Below are 24316 nucleotides of genomic sequence, written 5' to 3' on the forward strand. Positions count from 1 at the left end.
ATGGTGGCCAGACTAACGCTGTAGCCTCAGACGGAAAAGCGATTAGTTTTAACGAATAAGTGAGAAAAAATCACATATGATCGGCTTTCCATAGCGCGGTCAAGTGTGCGAAACATCGCAACTATGAAAGCTTTAAAGACCACCCATTGGCGTCCTCGGCGTGGTGGTCGATAATCGTCTGGCTATGAATTTTATGCACAGGTAAGGGCGCCATGAAGACAGGCTGGTTGTGGATTTTTCCGGGGATCGGCGCGCTGTTGCTGGCGTTTGCCATCGGCATTCAGGTGTCGCGTCTTGGTGGCGAGGCGCAGATGACGCGTACCGAGGGCTCCATCGTGGACCTCGAGGATGGCTGCCCGACGGTGTCGTTCACTACCCTCGACGGTACTCTGGGCGAGCACCACAGCACCACCTGCAGCACACCACCATCGTTCGACATTGGTGAGCGTGTGGCGGTGTACTACGACCCGCAGGACCCTGAGAGGGCGCGGATCGACAGCTTCGAACAGAACTGGATAGGCAGCCTGATCGTCGGCGGTATCGGCAGCGTATTCCTGGCCATCGGCCTGCTTTTCGTGCTGCCACCGCTGTTCGCCAGGCGCCGTGCCAGCGAGCTGCTGGCCACCGGCACCGCGGTGCAGGCCGAAGTGGTCGACGTCGAGCTCAATGGTTCGCTGAGCATCAATGGGCGCAACCCGTACCGCATCGTCGCCCAGTGGCTCAACCCGCAAACCAACAAGTTGCACGTGTTTCGCAGTGACAACCTGTGGTTCGATCCGGGCCCCTACTTCACCGAGTCGTTGGTCACGGTGGTGATCGATCCGGTCAATCCCAAGCGCTACAGCATGGACACGCGCTTTTTGCCCGAGTTGGCCGACTGACGTGGCCCAGGATCTGCCCTCGCTCAATGCCCTGCATGCCTTCGAGGCCGCCGCGCGGCTGGGCAGCGTCAGCCGTGCCGCGCTTGAGCTGCACGTGACCCACGGTGCGGTCAGCCGGCAGATTCGCACCCTGGAAGAGCAGCTTGGTGTGGCGCTGTTCATCAAGGACGGGCGCGGCCTGAAGCTGACCGAAGCGGGCATACGCCTGCGTGATGTCAGCGGCGAGACTTTCACCCGGTTGCGCCAGGTGTGTGGCGAGCTGCGCCAGCGCGAGGTCGATACACCTTTCGTGCTCGGCTGCCCGGGCAGCCTGCTGGCGCGCTGGTTCATCCCTCGGCTGGACCGCCTCAACAGCGCGCTACCGGACTTGCGTTTGCAGCTGTCCACCAGCCAGGGCGAGCTGGACCCGCGCAGCCCCCAGGTGGATGCCACCCTGCTGTATGCCGAGCCGCCGTGGCCGGCGGACATGCACGTATTCGAGCTGGCGCGCGAATCCATCGGGCCGGTGATCAGCCCGCGCCACCCTCGATTCTCTACGCTGAGCGAGGCCGCTCCCGAGGCGTTGCTGCAGGAGGCGCTGCTGCACACCACCTCGCGCCCCCAGGCCTGGCCCCAATGGCTGGCGGCGATGAATCTGCAGCCTACGGACATGCGTCTGGGGCAGGGCTTCGAGCATCTGTATTACCTGCTCGAGGCCGCGTCGGCGGGCCTTGGCGTGGCCATCGCACCGTTGCAGCTGGTGGCCGACGATCTTGCAGCAGGGCGGCTGGTCGCGCCCTGGGGCTTCGTGCAGACCGAGGCGCAGTTGTCGCTCTGGGTGCCGGAACGGCGCAGCGGTCAGCGTGCCGAGAGGCTTGCCGATTGGTTGAGAACAGCGTTGCAAACCGCGAGTTGAGTCGCCTGCAGCGCAGAACCTTGTTTCTCGGGCATCGGTCATAGCAGCGGCCCCCACATATCTTCCGGGCCATCACTGACAGAGAGGGATGTGCCCATGAACAAGACGCTGATTGCAGGTTTTCTGCTGGCCGGCACCGCTACGCTGGCTCGAGCCGAGCCGCTGAATATCGAGGGGATTGGCCTGTCGCGCGACGTTTCCTGCAAAGGCCAGGACGTGAACATCAGCGGCAACGCCAACATGATTCACCTCAAGGGCGACTGTGGTGCGGTGGAGGTTGCCGGCTCGGAACACAAGGTGACGCTGGACACGGCCAAGTCGCTTAGCGTGTCAGGTGCCGAGCATGAAGTGGTGGCCAAGCGCGTCAATGCCCTGAGCGTCGACACCACGGATAATCAGGTGCGGGCCACGGTTGCGGGCGGCGAGCAGCCAGCGCTGGTCGAAGTGACGGGCGCTGATCAGGTGTTGGACCTGCAGTTCGAGGGGCCGGTGAAGCTGGATGTCAGCGGCACCGAGCAGCAGGTGCGCTGGCGCGGCGAGGAGCCGGAGGTACAGATGAGCGGCATCGACAACGAGGTCGAGCGCCAATAGCAACGGGCGCCCCAAGTGGGGCGCCACGTTGATCAGTTCACGTCGGTGAACTGGATGATTTCCACCCAGTAGCCGTCCGGATCCTTGATAAAGGCGATGTTGCGCATGCGCCCGTCGGTCAGGCGCTTCTGGAAGTCCACGCCGAGCTCTTCGAAACGCTGGCAGGCGGCCTGGATGTCCGGCACCGCCACGCACAGGTGGCCGAAGCCGCGTGGGTCGCTGTTGCCGCTGTGGTAGGAAAACTCGGGATCCTTCTCGGTGCCGTAGTTATAGGTCAGCTCCAGCACGCCAGGAATGGATTTGCGCCACTGATGGCGGGCTTTCGGGTCGCTCGGGATCTGCGACTTGTCGGCAATCAGCGCGAGGAAATACAGGCTGAATTCGGCGTCGGGGAAGTCACTCTTCTCGAGCAGGGTGAAGCCCAGTACGCGGGTGTAGAAGTCCAGCGACTTCTCGAGATCCTTCACGCGGATCATGGTGTGGTTGTAGACGAAGTCCGCCGTGGCGACGTCAGGCTTGCCGGTCACGCCGGGCAGGGTATTGAGTTCATCGAGGGTCATGGGCGTCTCCAGCAGGTGAGTGGACGATTCGAAAAGGTCATGAGGTCAGTAGATGGCCTCGTGAGATGGGTTTTTCAAGGTCGGTGGCTGAAGCAACTGTTCGACATAACCCTGTGGGAGCGGGCAGGGACGCCTGGTCCATGCCCGCGATTTTTCGCGCGCATGGCGCGCTCCCACAAGAGCGATGCTTGCTTGCGCCTTGCATCAGACCTCCAGCGTAATCAGTTCAGCCCGCACGCTGCCGCCATCGATATGCAGCAGGGCCACGCCGATCGGCAGCTTGAAGCGCCGCGGGCCGGCGCTGCTTGGGTTGAGATAGAGCACGCCATCGCGCTCTTCATGCAGCGGTTTGTGCGAATGCCCGGCGATCACCACGTCGATGCCTGCAGCCTTGGGGTCGATATCCAATTGCTTGAGATCGTGCAGCACGTACAGGCTGACCGCGCCGAAGCGCAGGGTCAGGCGCTCGGGGATGGCATCGGCCCAGGCGTCGCCATCATTGTTGCCGCGCACCACCGACAGTGGTGCGATGCGTTCGAGCTCGGCGAGGATCTGCGGCCCGCCGATATCGCCGGCGTGGATCAGCTGGTCGACGCCCTGCAGCGCCGCCAGTGCCTGGGGTCGCAACAGGCCGTGGGTGTCGGCGATGATGCCAATCTTCATGATGCGCTCCTATGCAGGGATATGAGCGCTGCGTATGTAAAACGTTCTGCTTGGGAAAACGCTCTACGGTAATGTCGCCCGGATAACAAGGCTGGTTTTGCCGGTGTCGATTGCGCGCTGGCATTGGTCCAGCGCATCCGTCATCTGCTGGAGAGTTGGGCCAAGATCGATACCTAGCTCACTCAGTGCGCTGAGCTCGTCAAAGCCCTCCAAGACATCTCTCAGTTCCGCGCTGATCGGGCATGTTGTCAGCGCGCACTTAAATACCGGACGACCAAGAGACCAGACTCCTGTTTCCGATGTTAGGGCACCACTTTTGATACCTTCGAGAATGCCTCTAGCTAGGGATGCTATGTAGAACTCGCTGGCGTTCTCTTCGAATTCCAACCTCAAGGTTTGCATTAGTTGGGCAGGCCTTTTAAGTAGGGATGTATATGAAAAAGCCCGGCATAGAGCCGGGCTTCTTTGTGTTGCTGGGCTGAAAATCAACCGTCCAGCATCGCCTTGTTGCGCACCGCGCCCTTGTCGGCGCTGGTGGCGAGCAGGGCGTAGGCTTTCAGGGCGGTGGTCACCTTGCGCGGACGTTGCTCGACCGGCTTCCAACCCTTCTTGTCCTGCTCGTGGCGGCGGTGGGCGATTTCCTCGTCGCTGACCAACAGATTGATCGAGCGGTTGGGAATGTCGATCAGCACCTTGTCGCCGTCCTTCACCAGGCCGATGGCGCCACCGGCAGCCGCTTCCGGCGAGGCGTGACCGATGGACAGGCCGCTGGTGCCGCCGGAGAAGCGGCCGTCGGTGAGCAGGGCGCAGGCTTTGCCCAGGCCCTTGGATTTCAGGTACGAGGTCGGGTAGAGCATTTCCTGCATGCCCGGGCCGCCTTTCGGGCCTTCGTAGCGGATGATGACGATGTCACCTTCCTTCACCTCGTCATTGAGGATGCCGCGCACCGCGCTGTCCTGGCTTTCGAAGATCTTGGCGTTGCCTTCGAAGACGTGGATCGACTCGTCGACGCCGGCGGTTTTCACCACGCAGCCGTCGAGGGCGATGTTGCCGTACAGCACGGCCAGGCCGCCTTCCTTCGAGTAGGCATGCTCGACGCTACGTATGCAGCCGTTCTCACGATCGTCGTCCAGGGTTTCCCAGCGGGTCGACTGGCTGAATGCGGTCTGGGTGGGGATGCCTGCCGGGCCGGCCTTGAAGAAGTGATGCACGGCTTCATCAGAGGTCTGGGTGATGTCCCACTTGGCGATGGCTTCTTCCATGCTCTTGCTGTGCACGGTCGGCAGGTCGGTGTGCAGCAGGCCGCCACGGGCCAGCGAGCCGAGGATCGAGAAGATGCCACCGGCACGGTGCACGTCTTCCATGTGGTACTTCTGAATGTTCGGCGCCACCTTGCACAGCTGCGGCACATTACGGGAAAGGCGGTCGATGTCGCGCAGGTCGAAATCGATCTCGGCCTCCTGAGCAGCCGCCAGCAGGTGCAGGATGGTGTTGGTGGAACCGCCCATGGCGATGTCCAGGGTCATGGCGTTCTCGAACGCCTTGAAGTTGGCGATGTTGCACGGCAGCACCGAGTCATCGCCTTCGCCGTAGTAGCGTTTGCACAGCTCGACGATGGTGCGCCCGGCCTTGAGGAACAGCTGCTCGCGGTCGCTGTGGGTAGCCAGGGTCGAGCCGTTGCCCGGCAGGGCCAGGCCCAGGGCTTCGACCAGGCAGTTCATCGAGTTGGCGGTGAACATGCCGGAGCACGAGCCGCAGGTCGGGCAGGCGCTGCGCTCGTATTCGGCGACTTTTTCGTCCGAGGCGGTCGAGTCGGCGGCGATCACCATGGCATCGACCAGGTCCAGGCCGTGGCTGGCCAGCTTGGTCTTGCCGGCCTCCATCGGCCCGCCGGAAACGAAGATCACCGGGATGTTCAGGCGCAGGGCGGCCATCAGCATGCCGGGGGTGATCTTGTCGCAGTTGGAGATGCACACGATGGCGTCGGCGCAGTGGGCGTTGACCATGTACTCCACGGAGTCGGCGATGATCTCGCGGCTCGGCAGCGAATAGAGCATGCCGTCGTGGCCCATGGCGATGCCGTCGTCGACGGCGATGGTGTTGAATTCCTTGGCCACGCCGCCGGCTTTCTCGATCTCGCGGGCGACCAGCTGGCCCAGGTCCTTGAGGTGCACGTGGCCCGGTACGAACTGGGTAAAGGAGTTGGCGATGGCGATGATCGGTTTCTTGAAGTCTTCGTCCTTCATCCCGGTGGCGCGCCACAGGGCACGGGCGCCGGCCATGTTGCGGCCGTGGGTGGAGGTCTTCGAGCGGTAATCAGGCATGACGGATTCCTGCGGCTAATCAGGTAGGCATTGATAGGTGGGTGAGCGGATCAGCGGCAGATGACCGCGAAGCAAGGTGGCATGGCGCACGACGGGATCTCCGTCTGCCTGCCCGGGCTCACAGGCCCGCCGAAGGGTGGCTGGCGGGAAATGCCTTGATTCTACGCCGCACCGGGCGAGGGAGGAAAGGCTGGCGGCAGCCGGCCGTCCCGCAGTTGCGAGCGCGCTAGCCGCGCAGGATGGCGGCCGGAATCTGCTCCAGGGGGATTTCCCGGCTGACCGCACCGAGCTTCATGGCTTCCTTGGGCATGCCGTAGACCACGCAGCTGGCCTCGTCCTGGCCGAGGGTCAGGGCGCCGGCCTCGGACATTTCACGCAGGCCGCGGGCGCCGTCGTCGCCCATGCCGGTCATGATGATGCCGGTGGCATTGGCACCGGCAGCACGGGCGGTGGAGCGGAACAGCACATCCACCGAAGGCCTGTGGCGGCTGACGGGCGGGCCGTCGACCACGTCGACCACATACTGGGCACCGCTGCGCTTGAGCAGCAGGTGGCGCCCGCCCGGGGCGATCAGGGCGCGACCGGGCACCACGCGGTCGCCGTGGCGTGCCTCCAGTACCTCCAGCTCGCACAGCCCGTTGAGGCGCTCGGCGAAGGCGGCGGTGAAGCGCTCGGGCATGTGCTGGACGATCACCAGCGCCGGGCAGACCCGCGGCAGGCGGGTGAGGATGTACTCCAGCGCCTGGGTGCCGCCGGTGGAGGTGCCGATGGCGACGATACGCTCGGTGGTACGCGCCATGGCGCCGCTGGCCGGCGGCAGGATGACATCGGCACTGAGCTTGGCCTGGGGCGCGGCTGGCGCCGCTTTGTCGGCCAGGCGGCGGACGTTGGCGCGGGCCGCGGCCTTGACCGCGTTGACCAGGTCGTCGCTGGCGTTGACCAGGAACTTGCTGAGGCTGGCCTGGGGTTTGGTGACGATGCTTACCGCGCCGGCCGACAGCGCCTGCATGGTGGTGGTGGCACCTTTCTCGGTCAGCGTCGAGCAGATCACCACCGGGGTCGGCCGCTCGGCCATCAGCTTGCGCAGAAAGGTGATGCCATCCATGCGCGGCATTTCGACGTCGAGCACTATCACGTCGGGCCATTGGCGTTGCATTTTGTCGAGCGCGAACAACGGGTCGGCGGCGGTGCCGATCACCTCGATCGCCGGGTCGGCGGCCAGCACCTGGGAGAGCACCTGGCGCACCACGGCCGAGTCGTCGACGATCATGACTTTTATGCTTTTCATTGCGATTGCTGTCCAGCGCGGAGCCCGGGGGCAGTTGATGGCAGGCTTTGCTTCAGGGCGATCTGGCCGCTCCAGATATCAAAGATCAGATTGCGATGGCGGGTGCCGCCGACATGTTCGCCGTAGCAGCCGATGTTGCGCTCGGCTAGCAGGCGGCGGGCGGTGTCGACGTTGTGCTGGCCCACATGCTGACGCCGGGTATGGGCCAGCTCGGCAAACATGTGGCTGCCGCCGAATATCCGCGCCTGGTAGTCGCCCAGCGCAGTGCCACTCTGGCTGATAGCGTCGCACAGCAGGCTCATGACCTCATCGCCATAACGCCCGTCTCGCTGGGCACTGGGGCGGCCGCGTGTCGGCAGGATGAAATGGCACATGCCGCCCAGGCGTGCGCGAGGGTGCCAGAGCACGATCGACACGCAGGAGCCGAGCAGGGTGCGCACGCGCGTGTAGGGGCCGCCGAAGTGATAGCCCCCGGGCTGCAGGTAAATCTCGGTGATAGCAGAACGTTTAGGCATCGGGATTTTGATAGATCGAGGGCTTTACCACCCTGAGGGTATCGTTGACGCCGTTCAGGCTTTCCGAGTGGCTGATGATGAAATGGCCACCCGGGCGCAGGTGTTTGAGCAGGCGTGAGACGACCTGGCGCTTGGTATCGGCGTCGAAATAGATCATCACGTTGCGCAGGAAGATCACGTCGAACAGGCCGACATCCGGCAGCGCGTTGTTGAGGTTGATCTGCGCGAAGCGCACCCGCTGGCGCAGGGCCGGGGCAATCATCATCCGGCCCTGGTTGTCGTCGATGCCGCGCAGGCAATGCTTGACCAGCAGATGGCGGGGGATGTTCTGGCCGTCCTCGAGGTCGTACACGCCATTGCGCGCCTGGGTGAGGATGCGCTGACTGATATCCGAAGCGAGGATTTCCCAGGGGCGTTCACCCAGGCGCTCGGCCAGCAGCAGGGCCAGGGTGTAGGGCTCCTCGCCACTGGAGCAGGCGCCACTCCAGATACGCAGCGGACGACCGCTGGGAATCGCGCCGGGCTTTTGCAGCAGCTCGCGCAGGAAGTCGAAATGCTTGGGCTCGCGGAAGAAGTAGGTTTCGTTGGTGGTGAGCAGGTCCACGCAGGTCTGCAGCTCCGCCTTGTCCTTGCCGATCAGCCGGAAGTATTCGCCATAGGTGGTCATGGCCAGTGAGCGCAGGCGCTTGTTGAGGCGGCCAGCCACCAGGGTCTTCTTGGTATCGGACAGGTGAATGCCGGCGATATTGTGGATCAGCTGGCGAAACTGGCTGAACTCGGTATCCGAGAGCGTGGCTTGGTTCGACGTGGGCATGTCAGTGATTAGCCCCCTGTTGCTGGGCCTGGTTCAGTGCCACGTATTCTTCGGCCGAGATCACCCGGCCGATATCGAGCATCACCACCAGGCGATCATCCAGCTTGCCCATGCCGCGAATGAAGTCGGCGCGAATGCTGCCGCCGAAGGCGGGGGTTGGTTCGATGTGCTCGGCGCCCAGCTCACGCACTTCGTTGACCGCATCGACCACGATGCCGATCACCTGGGTGTGTTCCGGCCCGGTGATCTCGAGAATCACGATGCAGGTGCGCGGGCCGATGGCGGTGGGGTGGCCGCCAAAGCGCTGGCCGAGATCCACCACCGGTACCACGGCGCCGCGCAGGTTGATCACGCCGAGAATGCTCGGTGGCATCATCGGCACCGTGGTCAGCCGGCCGTACTCGATGATCTCGCGCACGGCACGAATCTCCACGGCGAACAGCTCATGGGCCAGGGTGAAGGTCAGGTACTGGCCCGAGTCCGCCGTGGCGTTGTCGAGCAGCCGTGGTTCACTCATGGGTTACTCCTGGAAGCGTACGTAACCGGCCGGCAGGCCGCCGGTATGACCGTCGTCGTCGCGCGGCTGGCGTGTCGGGCCATTGCCGCGTGGTGGCTGTGGGCGGTTGCGTGGCGGGTTGGCGACGGTGATGCGCTCGCCCGCGCCGGTGAGGCGGAAGAAGTCCATCAGCTGTTGCAGCTGCTCAGCCTGGCCGCTCATTTCTTCGGCGGTGGCGGCCAGTTCCTCGGAAGCCGAGGCGTTCTGCTGGGTCAGCTCGCTGAGCTGGTTCATAGCCGTGCTGATCTGGCCGACGCCGCTGCTCTGCTCGTCGGAGGCGGCAGCGATTTCCTGCACCAGGTCGGAGGTCTTGGCAATCGACGGCACGATCTCGTCGAGCAGGGTGCCGGCGCGTTCGGCCAGGGCCACGCTGCTCTTGGCCACTTCACCGATTTCCTGGGCGGCCACCTGGCTGCGTTCGGCCAGCTTGCGCACTTCTGCAGCGACCACGGCAAAGCCCTTGCCGTGCTCGCCGGCACGGGCCGCTTCGATAGCGGCGTTGAGGGCCAGCAGGTTGGTCTGATAGGCGATGTCGTCGACGATGCCGATCTTGTCGGCGATGGTCTTCATGGCGCGCACGGTGTCTTTCACCGCCTGGCCGCCTTCACCGGCTTCGTTGGCGGCCTTGCTGGCCATGCCATCGGTGACCCGGGCGTTCTCGGTATTCTGGGCGATGGAAGCGGACATCTGCTCCATCGAGGCGCTGGTTTCCTCTACCGAGGCGGCCTGCTCGGAGGCGGCCTGGCTCATGCTCTGGGCGGTGGAGGAAATTTCCTCGGAGGCGCTGGACAGCGAGTCGGCGGAGCTGCGCACTTCGGCGATGATTTGCGCCAGCTTGCCGCTCATGTTGCTCATGGCGTTGAGCAACTGGCCGGTTTCATCGCGCGCCTTGCTGTCCAGGTTGACGCGCAGGTCACCTTCGGCCAGCAGGTTCGCGGCATCGACGGCACGGCCCAGGGGGCGGGTGATGCTGCGGCTGATCAGGAAGCCGAGGAGGATGCCAAACAGCACGCCGCCGATGATCACGGCGATCATCACGGTGCGGCTGGTACTGTACAGGGCGGTGGTCTCGTCGTTGGCCTGGCTTGCGTTGGCCTCCTTGATCTTCGAAAGCTCGGCGAAGATCTCGCCGATCTTGTCGCCATGGGCGCGGGTCTCGGTCATATGCCGCTGCAGTTCCGGATCCCCGGCATACAGGTCCTGGGCTGCCGCTGCTCGCAGGGTTTGCGCCATGCTCTCCTGATAGTCTTTCCAGACCGCATCGGACTCGCGGAAAAGCTCCATGGCCCGGTCGCTGGAAAACATCTTGCGGGCTTCGTCCATGAGCACGCGGGCGGTTTCGCTGTAATGGTTGATCTCGCTGCGAATGCGATCACGATCCTGCTGGGTGGGGGCGATCACGTAGTTGGCGCGCGCCCGGCCGATGTAGATCAGGTTGATGTTGGCGTCCTTGATCTTGGAAAGCCCCATCAGCTCCCGGGCATACATCTTTTCCGCGAGGTCGTTCATGGTCGAGGTGTTGGACAGGCCGACCAGGCCGACGATGGCGCTGATTCCGGCGACCAGGATAAAGGCGACGATGAGCCGGGTACCGATCTTGAAGTTGTTGAGCATGGTGCAAATCCTTTCGTGTGGAGGTCGCTAGTGAGGTCAGGCCCGTCGGCTCAGTCGCTTTCTGTGTTCGGCGGGCTGCCGAGTGCTTCTAGATCGAGTACCTGGGCGAGTGCCAGCAAGGTGACGAAGCGTTCCTCCAGACGCACGACACCGGTGATGAATTCGCTACGCAAATGGCTGCCGAACGACGGCGCCGGCTGGATATCGGCGGGGTGGATTTCGCGCACCGCGTTGACGGTGTCCACCAGCACGCCGATGGCCTGGGGGCGCTCCTCATTCGGCATGTCGAGGATCACGATGCAGGTACGCTTGCCCAACGGCGTCAGCTGGCCGTTGAAGCGCGCCTGCAGGTCGATCACCGGCACCACCGAGCCGCGCAGATTGGTCGCACCGCGTACCGCTGCCGGCATGCGCGGTACCGGGGTGAAACGCGTGCATTCGAGAATTTCCCGGACATGCAGGGTGTCGACGGCGTAATGCTCGTCGCCCAGTACGAACGTCAGGTACTGCTGTGCCGGTTGCGAAGGGGCATTGACGATACTGGTCATGCTTCAAGCCTCTCGGCGCGTGGTGTTTCCGGGACGCTGGTCAGCTGGGTGAGCAGGCTGGGAATGTCGAGAATCAGGGCCACGTTGCCGTCCCCCAGAATGGTGAAGCCGCCGAGTCCCTGGCAGCGCTCGAATACCTTGCCCAAGGGCTTGATTACCGTCTGGAATTCACCTGCCAGGTGGTCGACCACCAGTCCGGCGCGCAGCCCGGCCTGGCGTACCACCACCACGCTTTCGCGGCGCGGCGGCTGGCTCTGTTCCTTGAACAGGTCGCGCAGCCGCACGATGGGCAGCATCCGGCCACGCAGTTCCAGGTGACCGCGGTTGAACGAGGTGTTGGCGGGCAGCTCGATGCATTCTTCGACCATCTGCAGGGGGATCACGTAACCGGCCTGGCCCACGCTGACCAGGAAGCCGTCGATGATCGCCAGGGTCAGGGGCAGGCGGATGCGGATGCGCGTGCCCTGGCCCAGGGTGCTGTCCAGTTCGATGCTGCCGCGCAGGGCGGCGATGTTGCGCTTGACCACGTCCATGCCAACGCCGCGCCCGGACAGGTTGCTGACCTGTTCGGCAGTGGAGAAGCCGGGCTCGAAGATCAGCGCGAAGGTTTCCTTTTCCGACAGCGTCTGCCCTTCGCCCACCAGGCCGCGTTCGCGGGCCTTGGCAAGGATCCGCTGGGCATCCAGGCCGCCGCCGTCGTCGCTGACTTCCAGGACGATGCTGCCGGCGTCGTGGTAGGCATTGAGGGATACCTTGCCCTGGGCCGGCTTGCCGCGCGCCAGGCGGGTTTCTACCGACTCGATGCCGTGGTCCATGGCATTGCGCACCAGGTGGGTGAGCGGATCTGTGATGCGCTCGACCACGGTTTTGTCCAGCTCGGTCTCGCCGCCGCTGATGGACAGGGCGATATCCTTGCCGAGTTCACTGGACACGTCGCGCACCACCCGCTGGAAGCGGTTGAAGGTACTGCCGACCTGCACCATGCGCAGCGGCAGCGCCGAATCGCGGACTTCCTCGACCAGCCGTGAGAGCAACTCGGTGGCTTCGGACATTTCCGGATGGCCGCACTTCTGCGCCGTCATCCGCGCGCCGGCGCCAGCGATGATCAGCTCACCGACGAGGTCGATCAGCTTGTCCAGCTTGCCGGCGTCTACGCGGATCAGGCTGTTCTCGTTGCTGCGGTTTTCCTTGATCTGCTGTTGCTTCTGCAGGGCGGCGGCGATCACTGGCGCCTGCACCAGGCTTTCCTCGACCAGCACCCGGCCGATCGGCCGCGGCTCGTCGCGTTGCTGGCCCTGCACCTGGGCGTGCAGCACGTCCTGCAGTTCGTTGGCGGTCAGTGTGCCGCAGCGCATGAGGATCTCGCCCAGGCGCATGTCCTCCTCGGGCAGGGCGCGAATCAGCTCCAGGTATTCGTCCGATTTGCTGTGGGGCGGCAGGATGCGGATCAGGCTGTCTTCACGCACGAACTCGAAGGCCCCCTCGATGGTGGCCTTGTCGGCATCGCTGGCGAAGGCAACCTCGAACCCCAGGTAGCAGGTTTCCGGGTCCATTTCGGCGGCGCCTGGAATGCGATCGAGCAGTGGCACGATGCTGATGATCTGCCCAAAGGTGTTCAGGTAGCGGAACAGACCGAGCGGATCCATGCCGTTGCGCAGGGTGTCCGGGGCGAACCGCAGCGACAGGTGCCAGTGGTCGGCACCGATGCCGCCGGAATGCCCGCGTTCGATGCGCGGGGCAGCGGCGGGCACCGGTTCGCTGCGTGGCGCAGGCTCCAGGTAGCGAGACAGCTGTTCGCCAAGCTGCTGGTGGGCGATCTGCGTGTCGGTTTCGAGGTTCTTCAGATCGGCGCCACTGTCGACCAGCGCCACCAGCCGGCCCAGGTGGTCGCCGACCTGCAGGAACAGCGCGGTCATGTCCTTGTCGAAGCGCAGCTCGCCGTTGCGCACTCGATCCAGAACGCTTTCGGCGATATGGGTGAAGGCGACGATCACATCGAGGCCGAACAGCCCCGCCGAGCCCTTGATGGTATGGGCGGCACGGAATATGGCATTGATGGTATCGGCGTCATCCGGATCGTGTTCCAGCTGCAGCAACGCCTCCTCCATCTGTTGCAGCAGTTCCTGGCTTTCGGCGATGAAGACCTGCAGCACTTCGTCCATGTTCATGGTGTTTACTCGCTGTCCGGCTTGATCAGGATGGGGTCGCCAAAAAAGGTTCCCAGCCCGCTCAGTTCGAAGGCTTCGATGACGGCGGGGCTGTGGTTGGTCAAACGCAGGGCGCAGTTCATGCGCGCCGCCTCCTGCTTGGTCAGGATCAGCAGTTGCAGGCCGGCACAGTCCAGTTCGTCGACGCCGCCGAGGTCGAGCTCCACTTCCACGTCGCAGGCCAGCGCCTGCATCAGCAGTTGCAAGTGCTCGGTGGCGCTGTAGATGGTCAGGCCACCTTCCAGCGGCAGGATGCGGTAGAGGCTCTCGGCCGGCGCGTCGTTCATGGCAGGATCAGCTTGGATACGGCAGTGAGCATCTGCGCCGGCTGGAAGGGCTTGACCACCCAGGCCTTGGCACCCGCCGCGCGGCCTTCTTCCTTGCGCGCTTCGCCTGCCTCGGTGGTGAGCATGATCACCGGGGTGAACTTGTAGGCGGGCAGCTGCTTGACGTTTTTGACGAAGGTGATGCCGTCCATGTTCGGCATGTTCACGTCACTGATGATCAGGTGAACCTTGCGGCCGTCCAGCTTGGTTAGCGCGTCTTTGCCGTCGCAGCCCTCGATGACCTGATAGCCAGCGCCTTTGAGCGTGATGCTGACGACCTGACGGATGGAGGCGGAGTCGTCGACGATGAGAACGGTCTTGCTCATGAGCTACCTCAGAAAAACGTGATATCGGAATCGTTACGCTTGGCGCTGCTTTCACCACGGTGAATGCCGTGCTGTTCGGGCGTGGTGTAGGTCTGCGCCAGCTCGCTGAGCCAGCGGTCGGTATCAATGCCTGTCGCGGGCAGGTTCTGCCGGCGTTGTGCATCGCGCTCCTGGATATGGGCGTGCAGCTTGTCCTGATCGGCGGCGATATGGCCGAGGGTCTGGCTGATGCGATCCTGGAATTGCAGGGAGACCAGCACTTCGGCGATGTCCTGGGCCACGGACTCGCTCTGTGCGCGCATGGTCTCGTTATGCTGGACGATATCGCTGGCGTTCTGGTTGAAACGGCTGATCACCCCGGCGATCACCTCGCTGGCCTTGTTCAGGGTGGCGGTGTCGGTCTTGGTGTACTCCTGGGAAATGCTCAGGGTCTTGTGGATGGCGTCGTTGACGATCACCACCGTTTCGCCAATGCGCTGCCCGGTGTTGCCGGACATCGACGACAGCTTGCGTACCTCGTCGGCGACCACCGCGAAACCGCGGCCACTTTCGCCGGCGCGTGCGGCTTCGATGGCGGCGTTGAGGGCCAGCAGGTTGGTCTGCTTGGCGATATTGGCGACGTCCTGCGCCATGTCCTGCAACTGGTCGGTGAAATTGGACAGCTGGGTGATCTCCTGCAGTAGCGACTCCTTGCTGGCCAGGGCATCGCGCAGAGCAACGATGATCATGTCCAGTTCGTATTCGCAGCTCGACAACAGCGCCACCAGGTGCTTGCCGGCTTCGCGCTCGGTGCTGCCGCCCAGGCTGCTCTGGATGCGGGTGGCGAGCTGCGCAAAGCGCTCGCTCAGGGAACTGATGGATTCTTCGGTATGGCTGCGGGCGTTCTCGATGTGCTGCGACCACAGCGGCAGCACCTGGCCGCACAGCCGTTCGACGCTGTCGTCGCTTCCCGCCGGGGCGGTATCGCGGCTGACGGTTTGCGCCAGGGCGGCGTGTTCGCCAGGCTGCTGGCGCAAGCCGACCACGGCTGCGGCGCCGATCAGGATCAGCCCAGCCAGGGCGGGCAACAGGCCAAGCAGCTGATAGCCAACGAGCATCAGGGCGGCGATACCGGCGGCCAGAACAAGCAGGGGGGCAAGCAGGGAAACTGAGGTTTTACGCATGTACGGCTCCGTGGCGACTGGCTCAGACTCCACGGAACAGGCTTCAGCGGGCAGAGCTAGCGCGACAACCATGCATTCCTTTGGATTGTCGGCAGCATGCATGAAGCAAGATCGTTCGGAGCATCGGATTTGGCTGATAGTTAGCAGGGTTTAATTGCTGCAGAGATCTAGGGATTTCCTTATGCGATGTCAGAACTCATCAGGCCGGAGGCGAAGCGAATGAGGTCGGCATTGGTGGAGAACTTCATTTTCTCCATGAGATTGATCTTGTGCGTGCTGACGGTCTTGTTGCTGATCGCCAGCTGATTGGCGATCTGGTTGACGCTCAGCCCGGCGGCAAACAGGCGCATGATCTGGAATTCGCGGCTGGTCAGGCTGTCCAGCCCGCTTCGGCTGGCGGCTTTGAGGCTGCTGAGCGCAATCGGCTCCATCAGCTCCGGATCCAGGTAACGGTTGCCGCCGCCGACCGCTCTTATCGCTTCGACGAGGATCTCCGGCGACTGCGATTTGGTCACGTAGCCCCTGGCGCCGCTGCGCATCAGCCGCATGACCAGGTGGGGGTCGTTGTGCATGCTGAGCAGCAGAATGGGCAGCCTTGGGTACTGGTGAGCGATACGCGTGATCAGGGCTTCGCCGCTCAGGCCGGGCATGCTGATATCGAGCAGCAGCAGATCGACGCGGACCAGACGCAGTTGCTCCAGCGCCTGGCTGCCATCGGCGGCTTCGGCGACCACCCGCACATCGTCGTACAGCTCGAACAGGCGTTTGAGCCCTTCGCGCATGAGCATATGGTCGTCGGCGATCATTAGTTTGATCATCGGTGAATCCTTGGGCAGTTGGGCCACGGGGCAAATCGCCTGGGCGATGCTGCCCTGGCCGCGAGTAGCTAGATAATCATCAGCGGCCTGCCGAGGCGCCTGCGGCGCGCCCTCGTGCTGGCGAACGGCTTTCCAATAACGCTAGCTGGTCTGCGCAGGATGTGGCGGAACCTGCTGCCGATGTGCTGCGCTTGCGACAATCGGCGTCGGTTTGGGGCAATGGCATCGAGCCGAGAATGGGGCTTTACCTGCATCCCGGGCCGAGCCGAGCGTTGCCGGCCGGCGACCGCCATGCCTGCAGAGCGGTAGTAGGGGGAAGGGCAGGACGGGGCGCCAGGCACCGGCGCAGCGCCAAGGGCGCTGCGCCGGAACTCTGGCATGCAGGCGGGCGGCGGTGAGATGGCCCGGGCGAGGGCGCCTAGAGCCGTTGCGCCGCAGCCGGCGTTACGGCGCCGAGTGCGGCAAAGCCCTGCGGGCGCACCTCTTGTCGCCCGCGGCGCCCTGTTGCAAGGCACCGCGGGCCGGGCTGCGGGTCAGCTGTTGGGCAGCAGGCGGCAGGTCAGGCTCTTGATGTAGCGAGTCTCGGCGATGGCCGGGTGCACCGGATGATCCGGGCCCTGGGCACCGCGTTCGAGCAGCTGGATATTGCGATCCAGGTGGCGGGCGCTGGTCAGCAGGATGTTCTGCAGGTTGTCCTCTTCCAGGTGCATGGAGCAGCTGGCGCTGACCAGAATGCCATCCTTGTTGAGCAGGCGCATGGCGGTCTCGTTGAGGCGGCGGTAAGCGGCCTCGCCGTTCTTGATGTCCTTCTTGCGCTTGATGAAGGCGGGTGGGTCGGCGATTACCACGTCGAAGCGCTCTTCGGCAGCCTTCAGTTCACGCAGGGCGGCGAACACGTCGCCTTCCACGCAGGTGACTTTCTCGGCGAAGCCGTTGAGCGTGGCGTTGCGCTCCACGCCGTCGAGAGCGAAGGCCGAGGCGTCCACGCAGAACACTTCGCTGGCACCGAAGGCTGCAGCCTGCACGCCCCAGCCGCCGATGTAGCTGAACAGGTCGAGCACCCGCTTGCCCTTGACGTAGGGCGCCAGGCGCGCGCGGTTCATGCGGTGGTCATAGAACCAGCCGGTCTTCTGGCCTTCGATGACCGGTGCTTCGAATTTCACGCCGTTCTCTTCCAGGGCGACCCACTCGGGCACCACGCCAAAGGCGGTGTCGACGTAACGTTCGAGGCCTTCGGCATCGCGGGCGGCGGAGTCGTTCTTGAGCAGAATGCCGCTGGGCTTGATCACCTGAATCAGCGCTGCCAGCACATCCTCCTTGTGGCGCTCCATGGTCGCCGAGGCCAGCTGCACCACGAGGATGTCGAAGAAACGGTCGACCACCAGGCCCGGCAGCAGATCGGAGTCGCCGTACACCAGGCGGTAGCAAGGCTGGTCGAACAGCCGCTCGCGCAGGCTCAGGGCGACATTCAGGCGGTGCACCAGCAGGGACTTGTCGAGCACGTGCTTGACGTCGCGCGACAGCAGGCGGGCGCAGATCAGGTTGTTGGGGCTCAGCGCAACGATGCCCAAGGGCTTGCCGCCGGCGGCCTCGAGGATCGCCTGGTCGCCGGCCTCGAAGGCATTGAGCGGGGTGACGGCAACATCGATCTCGTTGCTGTAGACCCACAGGTGGCCGGCGCGCAGGCGTCGGTCGGCATTGGCTTTCAGGCGCAGGCTGGGCAGGGACATGGGTGGGCTCCGTTGAAAAAACGCGCATTCTAAACGAGGAGCCCGGCGGCTGCTTGCCGCCGTTACAAGGCGGTGGACGCCCGCTCAGGGTTCATGGCGCCGTCCATGCCATGGCTCAGGCGGCGAGCGCGGCGATCAGTTTCTGGTTGAACGCCGGCAGGTCGTCCGGGGTGCGGCTGCTGGTCAGCTTGCCGTCGACCACCACTTCCTTGTCCATCCCAAATAAACCTCTCCGAAATATGCACGGTAAGCCATATTCGGGGCGTGGCGAGCGATGAAGTTCAGACCAGGCGACGACCTGCAGATCTGTTCTGTAACCGGGGCGCCAAAAGTCACCTGCCAGCGGGTAGACTGTGTGCCCGATCACCTTTCACGCCGCGCCCATCCATGGAAAAAGAACTCTCCGCCGAGCAGATCCAGACGTTCCTCCAGGGCATCAGCGTGCCGCCGCAGCCGCAGATCATGGTTGATCTGCAGTTCGAGCAGTACATGCCCAACCCGGATCTGAAGGCCATCGCACGGCTGATCAGCCAGGATCCCGGGTTGTCCGGTGCGTTGCTGAAAATCGTCAACTCGCCGTATTTCGGCCTGGCCAACCGCATCGGCTCGATCCAGCGCGCGGTCAACCTGCTGGGCAGCCGTTCGGTGATCAACATGGTCAACGCCCTTTCGATTCGCGGCGAGATGACCGACGAGACCATCGTCACCCTGAATCGCTTCTGGGATACCGCCCAGGACGTGGCCATGACCAGCCTGACGCTGGCCAAGCGCATTGGTTACGAGTCCGTCGATGAGGCCTATACGCTGGGGCTGTTCCACAACTGCGGCATTCCGCTGATGCTCAAGCGCTTTCCCGACTACATGACGGTGCTTGAAGAGTCCTATGCCAGCGCCAGTGCCGAGCGGCGCATCGTCGATACCGAAAACCGCCTGCTCAACACCAACCACGCGGTGGTCGGTTACTACACCGCCAAGTCGTGGAACCTGCCGCTGCACCTGTGCGATGCCATTGCCAACCACCACAATGCCCTGGCCATCTTTGCCGAGGAAAACGGCCGCGACGCGCAGCTGAAAAACCTGCTGGCGATTCTCAAGATGGCCGAGCACATCTGCCGCAGCTACCAGGTGCTGGGCAACCAGAGCGAAGACCACGAGTGGCGCGCCATCGAGCCGCTGATTCTGGATTACGTGGGGCTCTCCGAGTACGACTTCGAGAGCCTGCGCGAGAGCATTCGCGACCTCGGCGCCGCCTGAACCAGGCGGCCACGGTTGACGCCACAACGAGGCAGCCCCTAGGGTGGCGGCCTCGCCAGCCTGCTGAAGTAGCCGCCATGCCTGAATTGCCAGAAGTCGAAACCACCCGTCGTGGTATCGCGCCCCATCTTATTGGCCAGCGCGTCAGCCGGGTGATCGTCCGTGAGCGGCGCCTGCGTTGGCCGATCCCCGAGGATCTGGACGTGCGCCTGTCCGGGCAGCGTATCGAGGCCGTGGAGCGGCGCGCCAAGTACCTGCTGATCAAGGCCGAGGCCGGCACGCTGATCAGCCACCTGGGCATGTCGGGCAACCTGCGCCTGGTCGAGGCCGGGCTGCCGGCAGCCAAGCACGAGCATGTCGACATCGAACTGGAGTCCGGGCTGGCGCTGCGCTACACCGACCCGCGGCGCTTCGGCGCGCTGCTGTGGAGCGAATTGCCCCTGGAACATGAACTGCTGGCGCGTCTGGGCCCCGAGCCGCTGACCGAACTGTTCGATGGCGAGCGTCTGTATCGGCTGTCGCGTGGCAAGGCCGTGGCGGTCAAGCCGTTCATCATGGACAACGCCGTGGTGGTGGGCGTCGGCAACATCTACGCGACCGAAGCGCTGTTCGCTGCTGGCATCGATCCGCGCCGCGCGGCCGGCACCGTATCACGGGCGCGGTACGTGCGCCTGGCCGGGGAGATCAAGCGGGTGCTGGCCCATGCCATCGAGCGCGGCGGCACCACTCTGCGTGATTTCATCGGCGGCGACGGCCAGCCCGGCTATTTCCAGCAGGAGCTGTTCGCCTATGGCCGTGGCGGCCAGTTCTGCAAGGTCTGTGGCAGCACCCTGCGCGAGGTGAAGCTGGGCCAGCGGGCCAGTGTTTATTGTCCGAAATGTCAGCGATAAGCCGTTTCATTCGATAGCCTGAGTACTTGTTCAGCGATTGACGGCCATCACGCGACAATTGCCGGCGCGCTGTTATAGTTAGCGCATCGCCCGTATACCTCTGAAGGATCGCCCCATGAAACTGTTTCGCTCTTGCGCTGCTGTTCTGGCGCTGACTGCTGCCTCGCTGGCGCTGACCGCCAATGCGCAAGAGGTGCAGCAGAACGCCAGCGGTGACCCGCTCTATACCGTTCAGGCCCCGGATGGCTTTGCCATGATCGGTGACCTGCTGATCGCCCGCCCGCTACTGATCGGCGCTACCGCCATCGGCGCGGCGGCGTTCGTCGTGGCCCTGCCGTTTTCGGCCATGGGTGGCGGCATCGGCGCTACCGGCCGTGCGCTGGTGGTCGAGCCGGGCAAGGCAGCCTTCGTGCGCTGCCTGGGCTGCACTGGCGACGGCTACAACCAGCGCCAGTAATCGCGGCCATCGCGCAATAAAAAAGCCCCTGTTCAGGGGTTTTTTTATTGCCTGGCGATTTTTCAGCGTGTGGTTTGCACCGTACTGCTGCCGATACCGCGCGGATCGCTGGCCGCTTCGACCTGGCCGCTGGCCTTGCTCCAGCGCAGCACCTGCTGATTGCCATACTCACGTTGGACATCCTTGAGCCGGTGGCCACGTGCCTGCAGCTCGGCGACCTGCGCAGCGCTGAAGGTATTCGGCTCGTGCTCGATGACATCCGGCAGGTACTGGTGGTGGTAGCGCGGTACCGCCGGCCAGCTGGCAATCGGTTGGCCGTCGAGGTACTCGAGGATCGACAGCAGCACCATGCTAGGGATACGGCTGCCGCCCGGCGTGCCGAAGCTGGTGAATTCGCTGGGGCTGTCGATAAAGGTCGGGCTCATGCTCGACAGAGGGCGTTTGCCGGCGGCGATGGCGTTGGCCTGGCTGCCGGAGAGGCCATATGCGTTGGCACCTGCCAGGTCGGCGGCGAAATCGTCCATCTCGTCGTTGAGCACCACACCGGTACCCGGCACCGTGAAGGCGGCGCCGAATGGCAGGTTGATCGACAGGGTGGCGCTAACCGCGTTGCCGTCGGCGTCCATTACGCTGAAGTGAGTGGTGTGGTCGCCTTCCTTCCAGGGCTCGGCCGGTGGCAGTTGGCTACTCGGCGTGGCTTTGTACGGATCGATACCGCGGCTCAGGCTTTTCAGATAATCCGGGTTGAGCAGGCGAGCAGCCGGATTCTCGACGAAGTCCGGATCACCCAGCTGGCCACGGTCACGATAGGCTCGGCGCAGGGTTTCCACCACCAGGTGGGTGCGCTGCACCGGCTCGGCCTCGCGCCAGGGCAACTGCTGCAGTATCAGCAGGCTCTGGGCCAGGGCCACGCCACCGGCCGAAGGCGGCGGCGCGCTGATCAGCTCGCGGTTTTCGGCCAGTGGTACGCGAATCGGTTGGCGATTTACCGTGTGGTAGTCGGCCAGGTCCTGCAGCGTCCAGATGCCACCGGCAGCACGCACGCCGGCGACCAGGCGTTCGGCCATGGGGCCTGCATAGAAACCGTCGCGACCATGCTTGGCCAGCCTCAGCAGGGTATCGGCCAGTTCCGGCTGGCGTAGCAGCGCGCCTTCATCAGGAATTTCACCGCCGCTCAGGAACAGCCGTGCGGTTTCCGCGTCGTCGCGCATGGCCGCCAGCCTCATCTTCGCGCGGTCGCGGTAGACGCGATCGACCGGGAAGCCCTCGCGAGCCAGGCGGATGGCCGGCGCCAGGCTGTCGCGCAGGGGCAGTTTGCCGTGCTGCTCTGCCAGTTCGACCAGGGCGGCGGGCAGGCCGGGAATGGCCGCGGCCAGTGCACCATCGCGCGATAGCGCCGGCTGCACCTGGCCATCGCGGCGGTAGAGATCGGCGTGGGCAGCACCCGGGGCGCGTTCGCGGGCATCGAGGAAATCGTAGCGGGCATCGGCGCTGCGCAGCAGGAAGAAGCCGCCGCCGCCCAGGCCGGAGCCATAGGGTTCGACCACCGCCAGTGCGGCGCTGATGGCTACCGCGGCATCGAAGGCGTTGCCGCCCAGGGCCAGGGTTTCCTTGCCTGCGACCGTTGCGGCCGGATGGGCGGTTGCAATGGCGCTGCTGCCAGGGCGTTCGACGGCCTGCAGGCCGAGGCTGAGCAGCACAAGCAGCGCGCCGGACAAGGCGCGCAGGGAATGGAGGCCGCGAAGAGGGCGGCGCACCTTCAGGCCTTGCCGGTGAGGGCTTGGTACTTGGCCAGCAACTGTTCCTTGCTTTCGACGTTGTTCTCGTCGAGCGGGATGCAGTCTACCGGGCAGACCTGCTGGCATTGCGGCTCGTCGTAGTGCCCCACGCACTCGGTGCACAGGTTGGGGTCGATCACGTAGATCTCCTCACCCTGGGAAATCGCCGCGTTCGGGCACTCCGGCTCGCAGACGTCGCAGTTGATGCAATCGTCGGTAATGATAAGGGACATGAAAGGCAAGCTCCTGCCGGGCCACCGGCCGCGACACAGTCAAACGGATAGCAGACCGTTGAAAAGCTGTCTAGGTTGCCGTCGTGGCGTTAAAAACAGACTCAAATGCTCATGTACCGTTCGTACACTCCTTTTTTTCGCCTGTTCTTGCCTTGCGCTGGCTGCCTCGATCACGTTTTTCAACGGCCTGCTGGCCGCGATTGTGCCGCATTGTCGCCGTCAGCGCACGTCCGCGCGCCATATGGCGTGCTGCGCCGGTGCTCAGCGCGCCTTGAAGCGTTCGGCGAGGGCCTCGGCCACGGCCGGGTGCACGAACTTGCTGATATCGCCGCCCAGGTTGGCGATCTCGCGCACCAGGGTGGAAGAGATGAACGAATACTTTTCCGATGGCGTGAGGAACAGGCTTTCCAGCTCCGGCGCCAGTTGCCGGTTCATGTTGGCCAGCTGGAATTCGTACTCGAAGTCCGACACGGCGCGCAGGCCGCGCAGCAGCACATTGGCGCCCTGTTCCTTGGCGAACGAGGCGAGCAGCGTGGAAAAGCCGATGACCTCAACGTTGGGCAGGTGCTTGGTGACCTCCCGCGCCAGCTCGACCCGTTGTTCGAGGGAGAACAGCGGGTTCTTCTTCGGGCTGGCGGCGACCGCGATGATCACGCTGTCGAACAGGCGCGCGGCGCGCTCGACCAGATCGCCATGCCCCTTGGTAATAGGGTCGAAGGTGCCTGGGTATAACACTCGATTCATCGTGACGTCCTGGCAGGCGCGTTGGGGAGTCGGATGGTAGCGCAGCACGCCGGGGCGGGCCAAGTCGGCGACCCGTTCATGGCCCCGAATAGGGGCGTTTATCGCGCCGAATCCATGGAGAATGCTCTATTTAGAAGCGATTTCGTTACCCGATCGCCAGGCGCTGCAGCCAATCTGGAATGCGCCGTTCCAGATAATAGTCGGGTCGGCGTGGCGAGCCGTCGACGAAGCCGACATGGCCGCCCCTGGCATGCAGTTCGAAGTGGATGCAGCCAGCCAGCTCGCTGGCCTCTGGTAGGCTGTGGGGGTAGACGAACGGGTCGTCGCTGGACTGGATCAGCAGCGTCGGCGTCTGAATACGGCCCAGATAAAAGCGGCTCGAGGCGCGTCGATAATAGTCCTCGGCATCTTCGAAACCGTGCAGCGGCGCGGTGATGCGGCCATCGAAATCCCAGAAGGTGCGCATGCCGTCCAGGGGGCCGAGCTTTTCCAGGATCGACAGCCGATCGGCTTGGCCCTGATGGGCGAACAGGCGCTGCTTGTCCTTCACGTAGGCGACCATGGCGCGCATGAAGTGCGCCTGGTAGACGCGCGAGAAGCCGACACCGATGCGGTCGGCACACTGATCGAGGCGAAAGGGTACCGACACTGCGGCAGCCCCCTGCAGGCCGCTGCCGGCGCCACTTTCACCCAGGTACTTGAGCAACACGTTGCCACCCAGCGAGTAACCCACTGCATACAACGGCGCCATTGGCCGCTTGGCCCGCAGGTGGCGAATGGTTTCGCCGAGGTCCTCACTGGCGCCGGAGTGATAGCCGCGCGGTAGCAGGTTGGGCTCGCCCGAGCAGCCGCGCCAGTTCAGCGCCACGCTGGCCCAGCCCTGGGTGGCCAGTTGGCGTTGCAGGCCGAGCACATAGTGGGAGCTGGAGGAGCCGGTCAGGCCGTGCAGCACCAGCACCAGGGGGGCGTGGGCCTCGTGGGGGCCATGCCAGTCGAGGTCGAGAAAGTCGCCGTCCTCGAGCCACAGGCGCTCGCGCTGGCGTTCGAGCACGGGCGCGCGGCGGCACAGCGAGCCCCACAGGGTCTGCAGGTGAGGCCCCGGCAGCCACCAGGCCGGCTGGAAACTGGCCATCTGCGCTCG

The 24316-nt window shown here is 64.2% G+C and carries 26 protein-coding genes; 6 read left to right on the forward strand and 20 right to left on the reverse strand.

Annotated elements, in window-relative coordinates:
- Positions 1–212: 212 nt before the first annotated feature.
- From BM154_RS17400 to BM154_RS17410, 3 genes are all read left to right on the forward strand, one after another.
- Positions 213–881 carry a DUF3592 domain-containing protein gene (locus tag BM154_RS17400; RefSeq protein ID WP_074886898.1) on the forward strand — a complete coding sequence of 223 codons (669 nt, stop codon included), beginning with the start codon at positions 213–215 and terminating at the stop codon, positions 879–881.
- Position 882: 1 nt separating this feature from the next.
- Complete coding sequence (locus tag BM154_RS17405; RefSeq protein WP_074886901.1) at positions 883–1776, forward strand: LysR family transcriptional regulator; 894 nt, start codon at positions 883–885, stop codon at positions 1774–1776.
- 96 nt (positions 1777–1872) lie between these two features.
- A complete protein-coding gene (locus BM154_RS17410) occupies positions 1873–2367 on the forward strand; it encodes a DUF3060 domain-containing protein (protein WP_074886905.1) in 495 nt (164 codons plus the stop codon).
- A 32-nt stretch (positions 2368–2399) separates the two neighbouring features.
- Here the strand turns inward: BM154_RS17410 and gloA are convergent, their stop codons facing one another.
- The 16 genes from gloA to BM154_RS17495 form a co-directional block, all read right to left on the reverse strand.
- On the reverse strand, positions 2400–2927 hold the full coding sequence (gloA, locus tag BM154_RS17415) for a lactoylglutathione lyase (protein WP_074886908.1): 528 nt from the start codon (positions 2925–2927) through the stop codon (positions 2400–2402).
- A 204-nt stretch (positions 2928–3131) separates the two neighbouring features.
- The gene (locus tag BM154_RS17420) at positions 3132–3590 is read right to left on the reverse strand and encodes a metallophosphoesterase family protein (RefSeq protein ID WP_074886911.1); all 459 of its coding nucleotides are present in this window, start codon (positions 3588–3590) and stop codon (positions 3132–3134) included.
- A gap of 485 nt (positions 3591–4075) precedes the next feature.
- A complete protein-coding gene (gene ilvD, locus BM154_RS17430; protein WP_074886917.1) occupies positions 4076–5914 on the reverse strand; it encodes a dihydroxy-acid dehydratase in 1839 nt (612 codons plus the stop codon).
- A gap of 226 nt (positions 5915–6140) precedes the next feature.
- On the reverse strand, positions 6141–7202 hold the full coding sequence (locus BM154_RS17435; protein ID WP_074886920.1) for a protein-glutamate methylesterase/protein-glutamine glutaminase: 1062 nt from the start codon (positions 7200–7202) through the stop codon (positions 6141–6143).
- Complete coding sequence (locus BM154_RS17440) at positions 7199–7717, reverse strand: chemotaxis protein CheD (RefSeq protein WP_074886923.1); 519 nt, start codon at positions 7715–7717, stop codon at positions 7199–7201. The genes BM154_RS17435 and BM154_RS17440 overlap by 4 nt, the downstream gene beginning before the upstream one ends.
- Positions 7710–8531: a CheR family methyltransferase gene (locus BM154_RS17445; protein ID WP_074886926.1), complete on the reverse strand. Its 822-nt coding sequence runs from the start codon at positions 8529–8531 to the stop codon at positions 7710–7712. The genes BM154_RS17440 and BM154_RS17445 overlap by 8 nt, the downstream gene beginning before the upstream one ends.
- Before the next feature lies 1 nt (position 8532).
- Positions 8533–9048 carry a chemotaxis protein CheW gene (locus BM154_RS17450; RefSeq protein WP_074886929.1) on the reverse strand — a complete coding sequence of 172 codons (516 nt, stop codon included), beginning with the start codon at positions 9046–9048 and terminating at the stop codon, positions 8533–8535.
- 3 nt (positions 9049–9051) lie between these two features.
- On the reverse strand, positions 9052–10701 hold the full coding sequence (locus tag BM154_RS17455; protein WP_074886932.1) for a methyl-accepting chemotaxis protein: 1650 nt from the start codon (positions 10699–10701) through the stop codon (positions 9052–9054).
- 50 nt (positions 10702–10751) lie between these two features.
- A complete protein-coding gene (locus tag BM154_RS17460; RefSeq protein WP_074886935.1) occupies positions 10752–11249 on the reverse strand; it encodes a chemotaxis protein CheW in 498 nt (165 codons plus the stop codon).
- Positions 11246–13417 carry a chemotaxis protein CheA gene (locus tag BM154_RS17465; RefSeq protein ID WP_074886938.1) on the reverse strand — a complete coding sequence of 724 codons (2172 nt, stop codon included), beginning with the start codon at positions 13415–13417 and terminating at the stop codon, positions 11246–11248. Before BM154_RS17465 ends, BM154_RS17460 begins: the two co-directional genes overlap by 4 nt.
- A 5-nt stretch (positions 13418–13422) precedes the next feature.
- Positions 13423–13743 carry an STAS domain-containing protein gene (locus tag BM154_RS17470; protein WP_074886941.1) on the reverse strand — a complete coding sequence of 107 codons (321 nt, stop codon included), beginning with the start codon at positions 13741–13743 and terminating at the stop codon, positions 13423–13425.
- Positions 13740–14108, reverse strand: a complete 369-nt coding sequence (locus BM154_RS17475; RefSeq protein WP_074886945.1) for a response regulator — start codon at positions 14106–14108, stop codon at positions 13740–13742. The genes BM154_RS17470 and BM154_RS17475 overlap by 4 nt, the downstream gene beginning before the upstream one ends.
- A gap of 8 nt (positions 14109–14116) precedes the next feature.
- A complete protein-coding gene (locus BM154_RS17480) occupies positions 14117–15271 on the reverse strand; it encodes a methyl-accepting chemotaxis protein (RefSeq protein ID WP_074886948.1) in 1155 nt (384 codons plus the stop codon).
- Positions 15272–15450: 179 nt separating this feature from the next.
- On the reverse strand, positions 15451–16089 hold the full coding sequence (locus tag BM154_RS17485; protein ID WP_074886951.1) for a response regulator transcription factor: 639 nt from the start codon (positions 16087–16089) through the stop codon (positions 15451–15453).
- Positions 16090–16622: 533 nt separating this feature from the next.
- A complete protein-coding gene (locus BM154_RS17490; protein WP_074886955.1) occupies positions 16623–17819 on the reverse strand; it encodes a class I SAM-dependent rRNA methyltransferase in 1197 nt (398 codons plus the stop codon).
- 115 nt (positions 17820–17934) lie between these two features.
- Positions 17935–18036: a DJ-1/PfpI family protein gene (locus BM154_RS17495; RefSeq protein WP_425272838.1), complete on the reverse strand. Its 102-nt coding sequence runs from the start codon at positions 18034–18036 to the stop codon at positions 17935–17937.
- A 170-nt stretch (positions 18037–18206) separates the two neighbouring features.
- Here BM154_RS17495 and BM154_RS17500 point away from each other — a divergent pair, with 170 nt between their 5' ends.
- The 3 genes from BM154_RS17500 (at position 18207) to BM154_RS17510 (ending at position 20420) form a co-directional block, all read left to right on the forward strand.
- On the forward strand, positions 18207–19073 hold the full coding sequence (locus BM154_RS17500) for an HDOD domain-containing protein (protein ID WP_074886958.1): 867 nt from the start codon (positions 18207–18209) through the stop codon (positions 19071–19073).
- A gap of 77 nt (positions 19074–19150) precedes the next feature.
- A complete protein-coding gene (mutM, locus tag BM154_RS17505; protein WP_074886961.1) occupies positions 19151–19963 on the forward strand; it encodes a bifunctional DNA-formamidopyrimidine glycosylase/DNA-(apurinic or apyrimidinic site) lyase in 813 nt (270 codons plus the stop codon).
- A 115-nt stretch (positions 19964–20078) separates the two neighbouring features.
- Positions 20079–20420 carry a multidrug transporter gene (locus tag BM154_RS17510; protein WP_074886965.1) on the forward strand — a complete coding sequence of 114 codons (342 nt, stop codon included), beginning with the start codon at positions 20079–20081 and terminating at the stop codon, positions 20418–20420.
- 62 nt (positions 20421–20482) lie between these two features.
- Here the strand turns inward: BM154_RS17510 and ggt are convergent, their stop codons facing one another.
- From ggt to BM154_RS17530, 4 genes are all read right to left on the reverse strand, one after another.
- The gene (ggt, locus tag BM154_RS17515; RefSeq protein WP_139225474.1) at positions 20483–22177 is read right to left on the reverse strand and encodes a gamma-glutamyltransferase; all 1695 of its coding nucleotides are present in this window, start codon (positions 22175–22177) and stop codon (positions 20483–20485) included.
- A 2-nt stretch (positions 22178–22179) separates the two neighbouring features.
- Positions 22180–22431: a YfhL family 4Fe-4S dicluster ferredoxin gene (locus BM154_RS17520; protein WP_074886970.1), complete on the reverse strand. Its 252-nt coding sequence runs from the start codon at positions 22429–22431 to the stop codon at positions 22180–22182.
- 261 nt (positions 22432–22692) lie between these two features.
- On the reverse strand, positions 22693–23175 hold the full coding sequence (gene coaD / locus BM154_RS17525) for a pantetheine-phosphate adenylyltransferase (RefSeq protein ID WP_074886973.1): 483 nt from the start codon (positions 23173–23175) through the stop codon (positions 22693–22695).
- Between the two features lie 145 nt (positions 23176–23320).
- Entirely contained in the window at positions 23321–24307 is a 987-nt protein-coding gene (locus tag BM154_RS17530; protein WP_074887182.1) for a hydrolase, read from the reverse strand.
- Positions 24308–24316 lie beyond the last annotated feature (9 nt).

The sequence above is a fragment of the Phytopseudomonas argentinensis genome, from assembly GCF_900113905.1.
GTDB lineage: Bacteria > Pseudomonadota > Gammaproteobacteria > Pseudomonadales > Pseudomonadaceae > Aquipseudomonas > Aquipseudomonas argentinensis.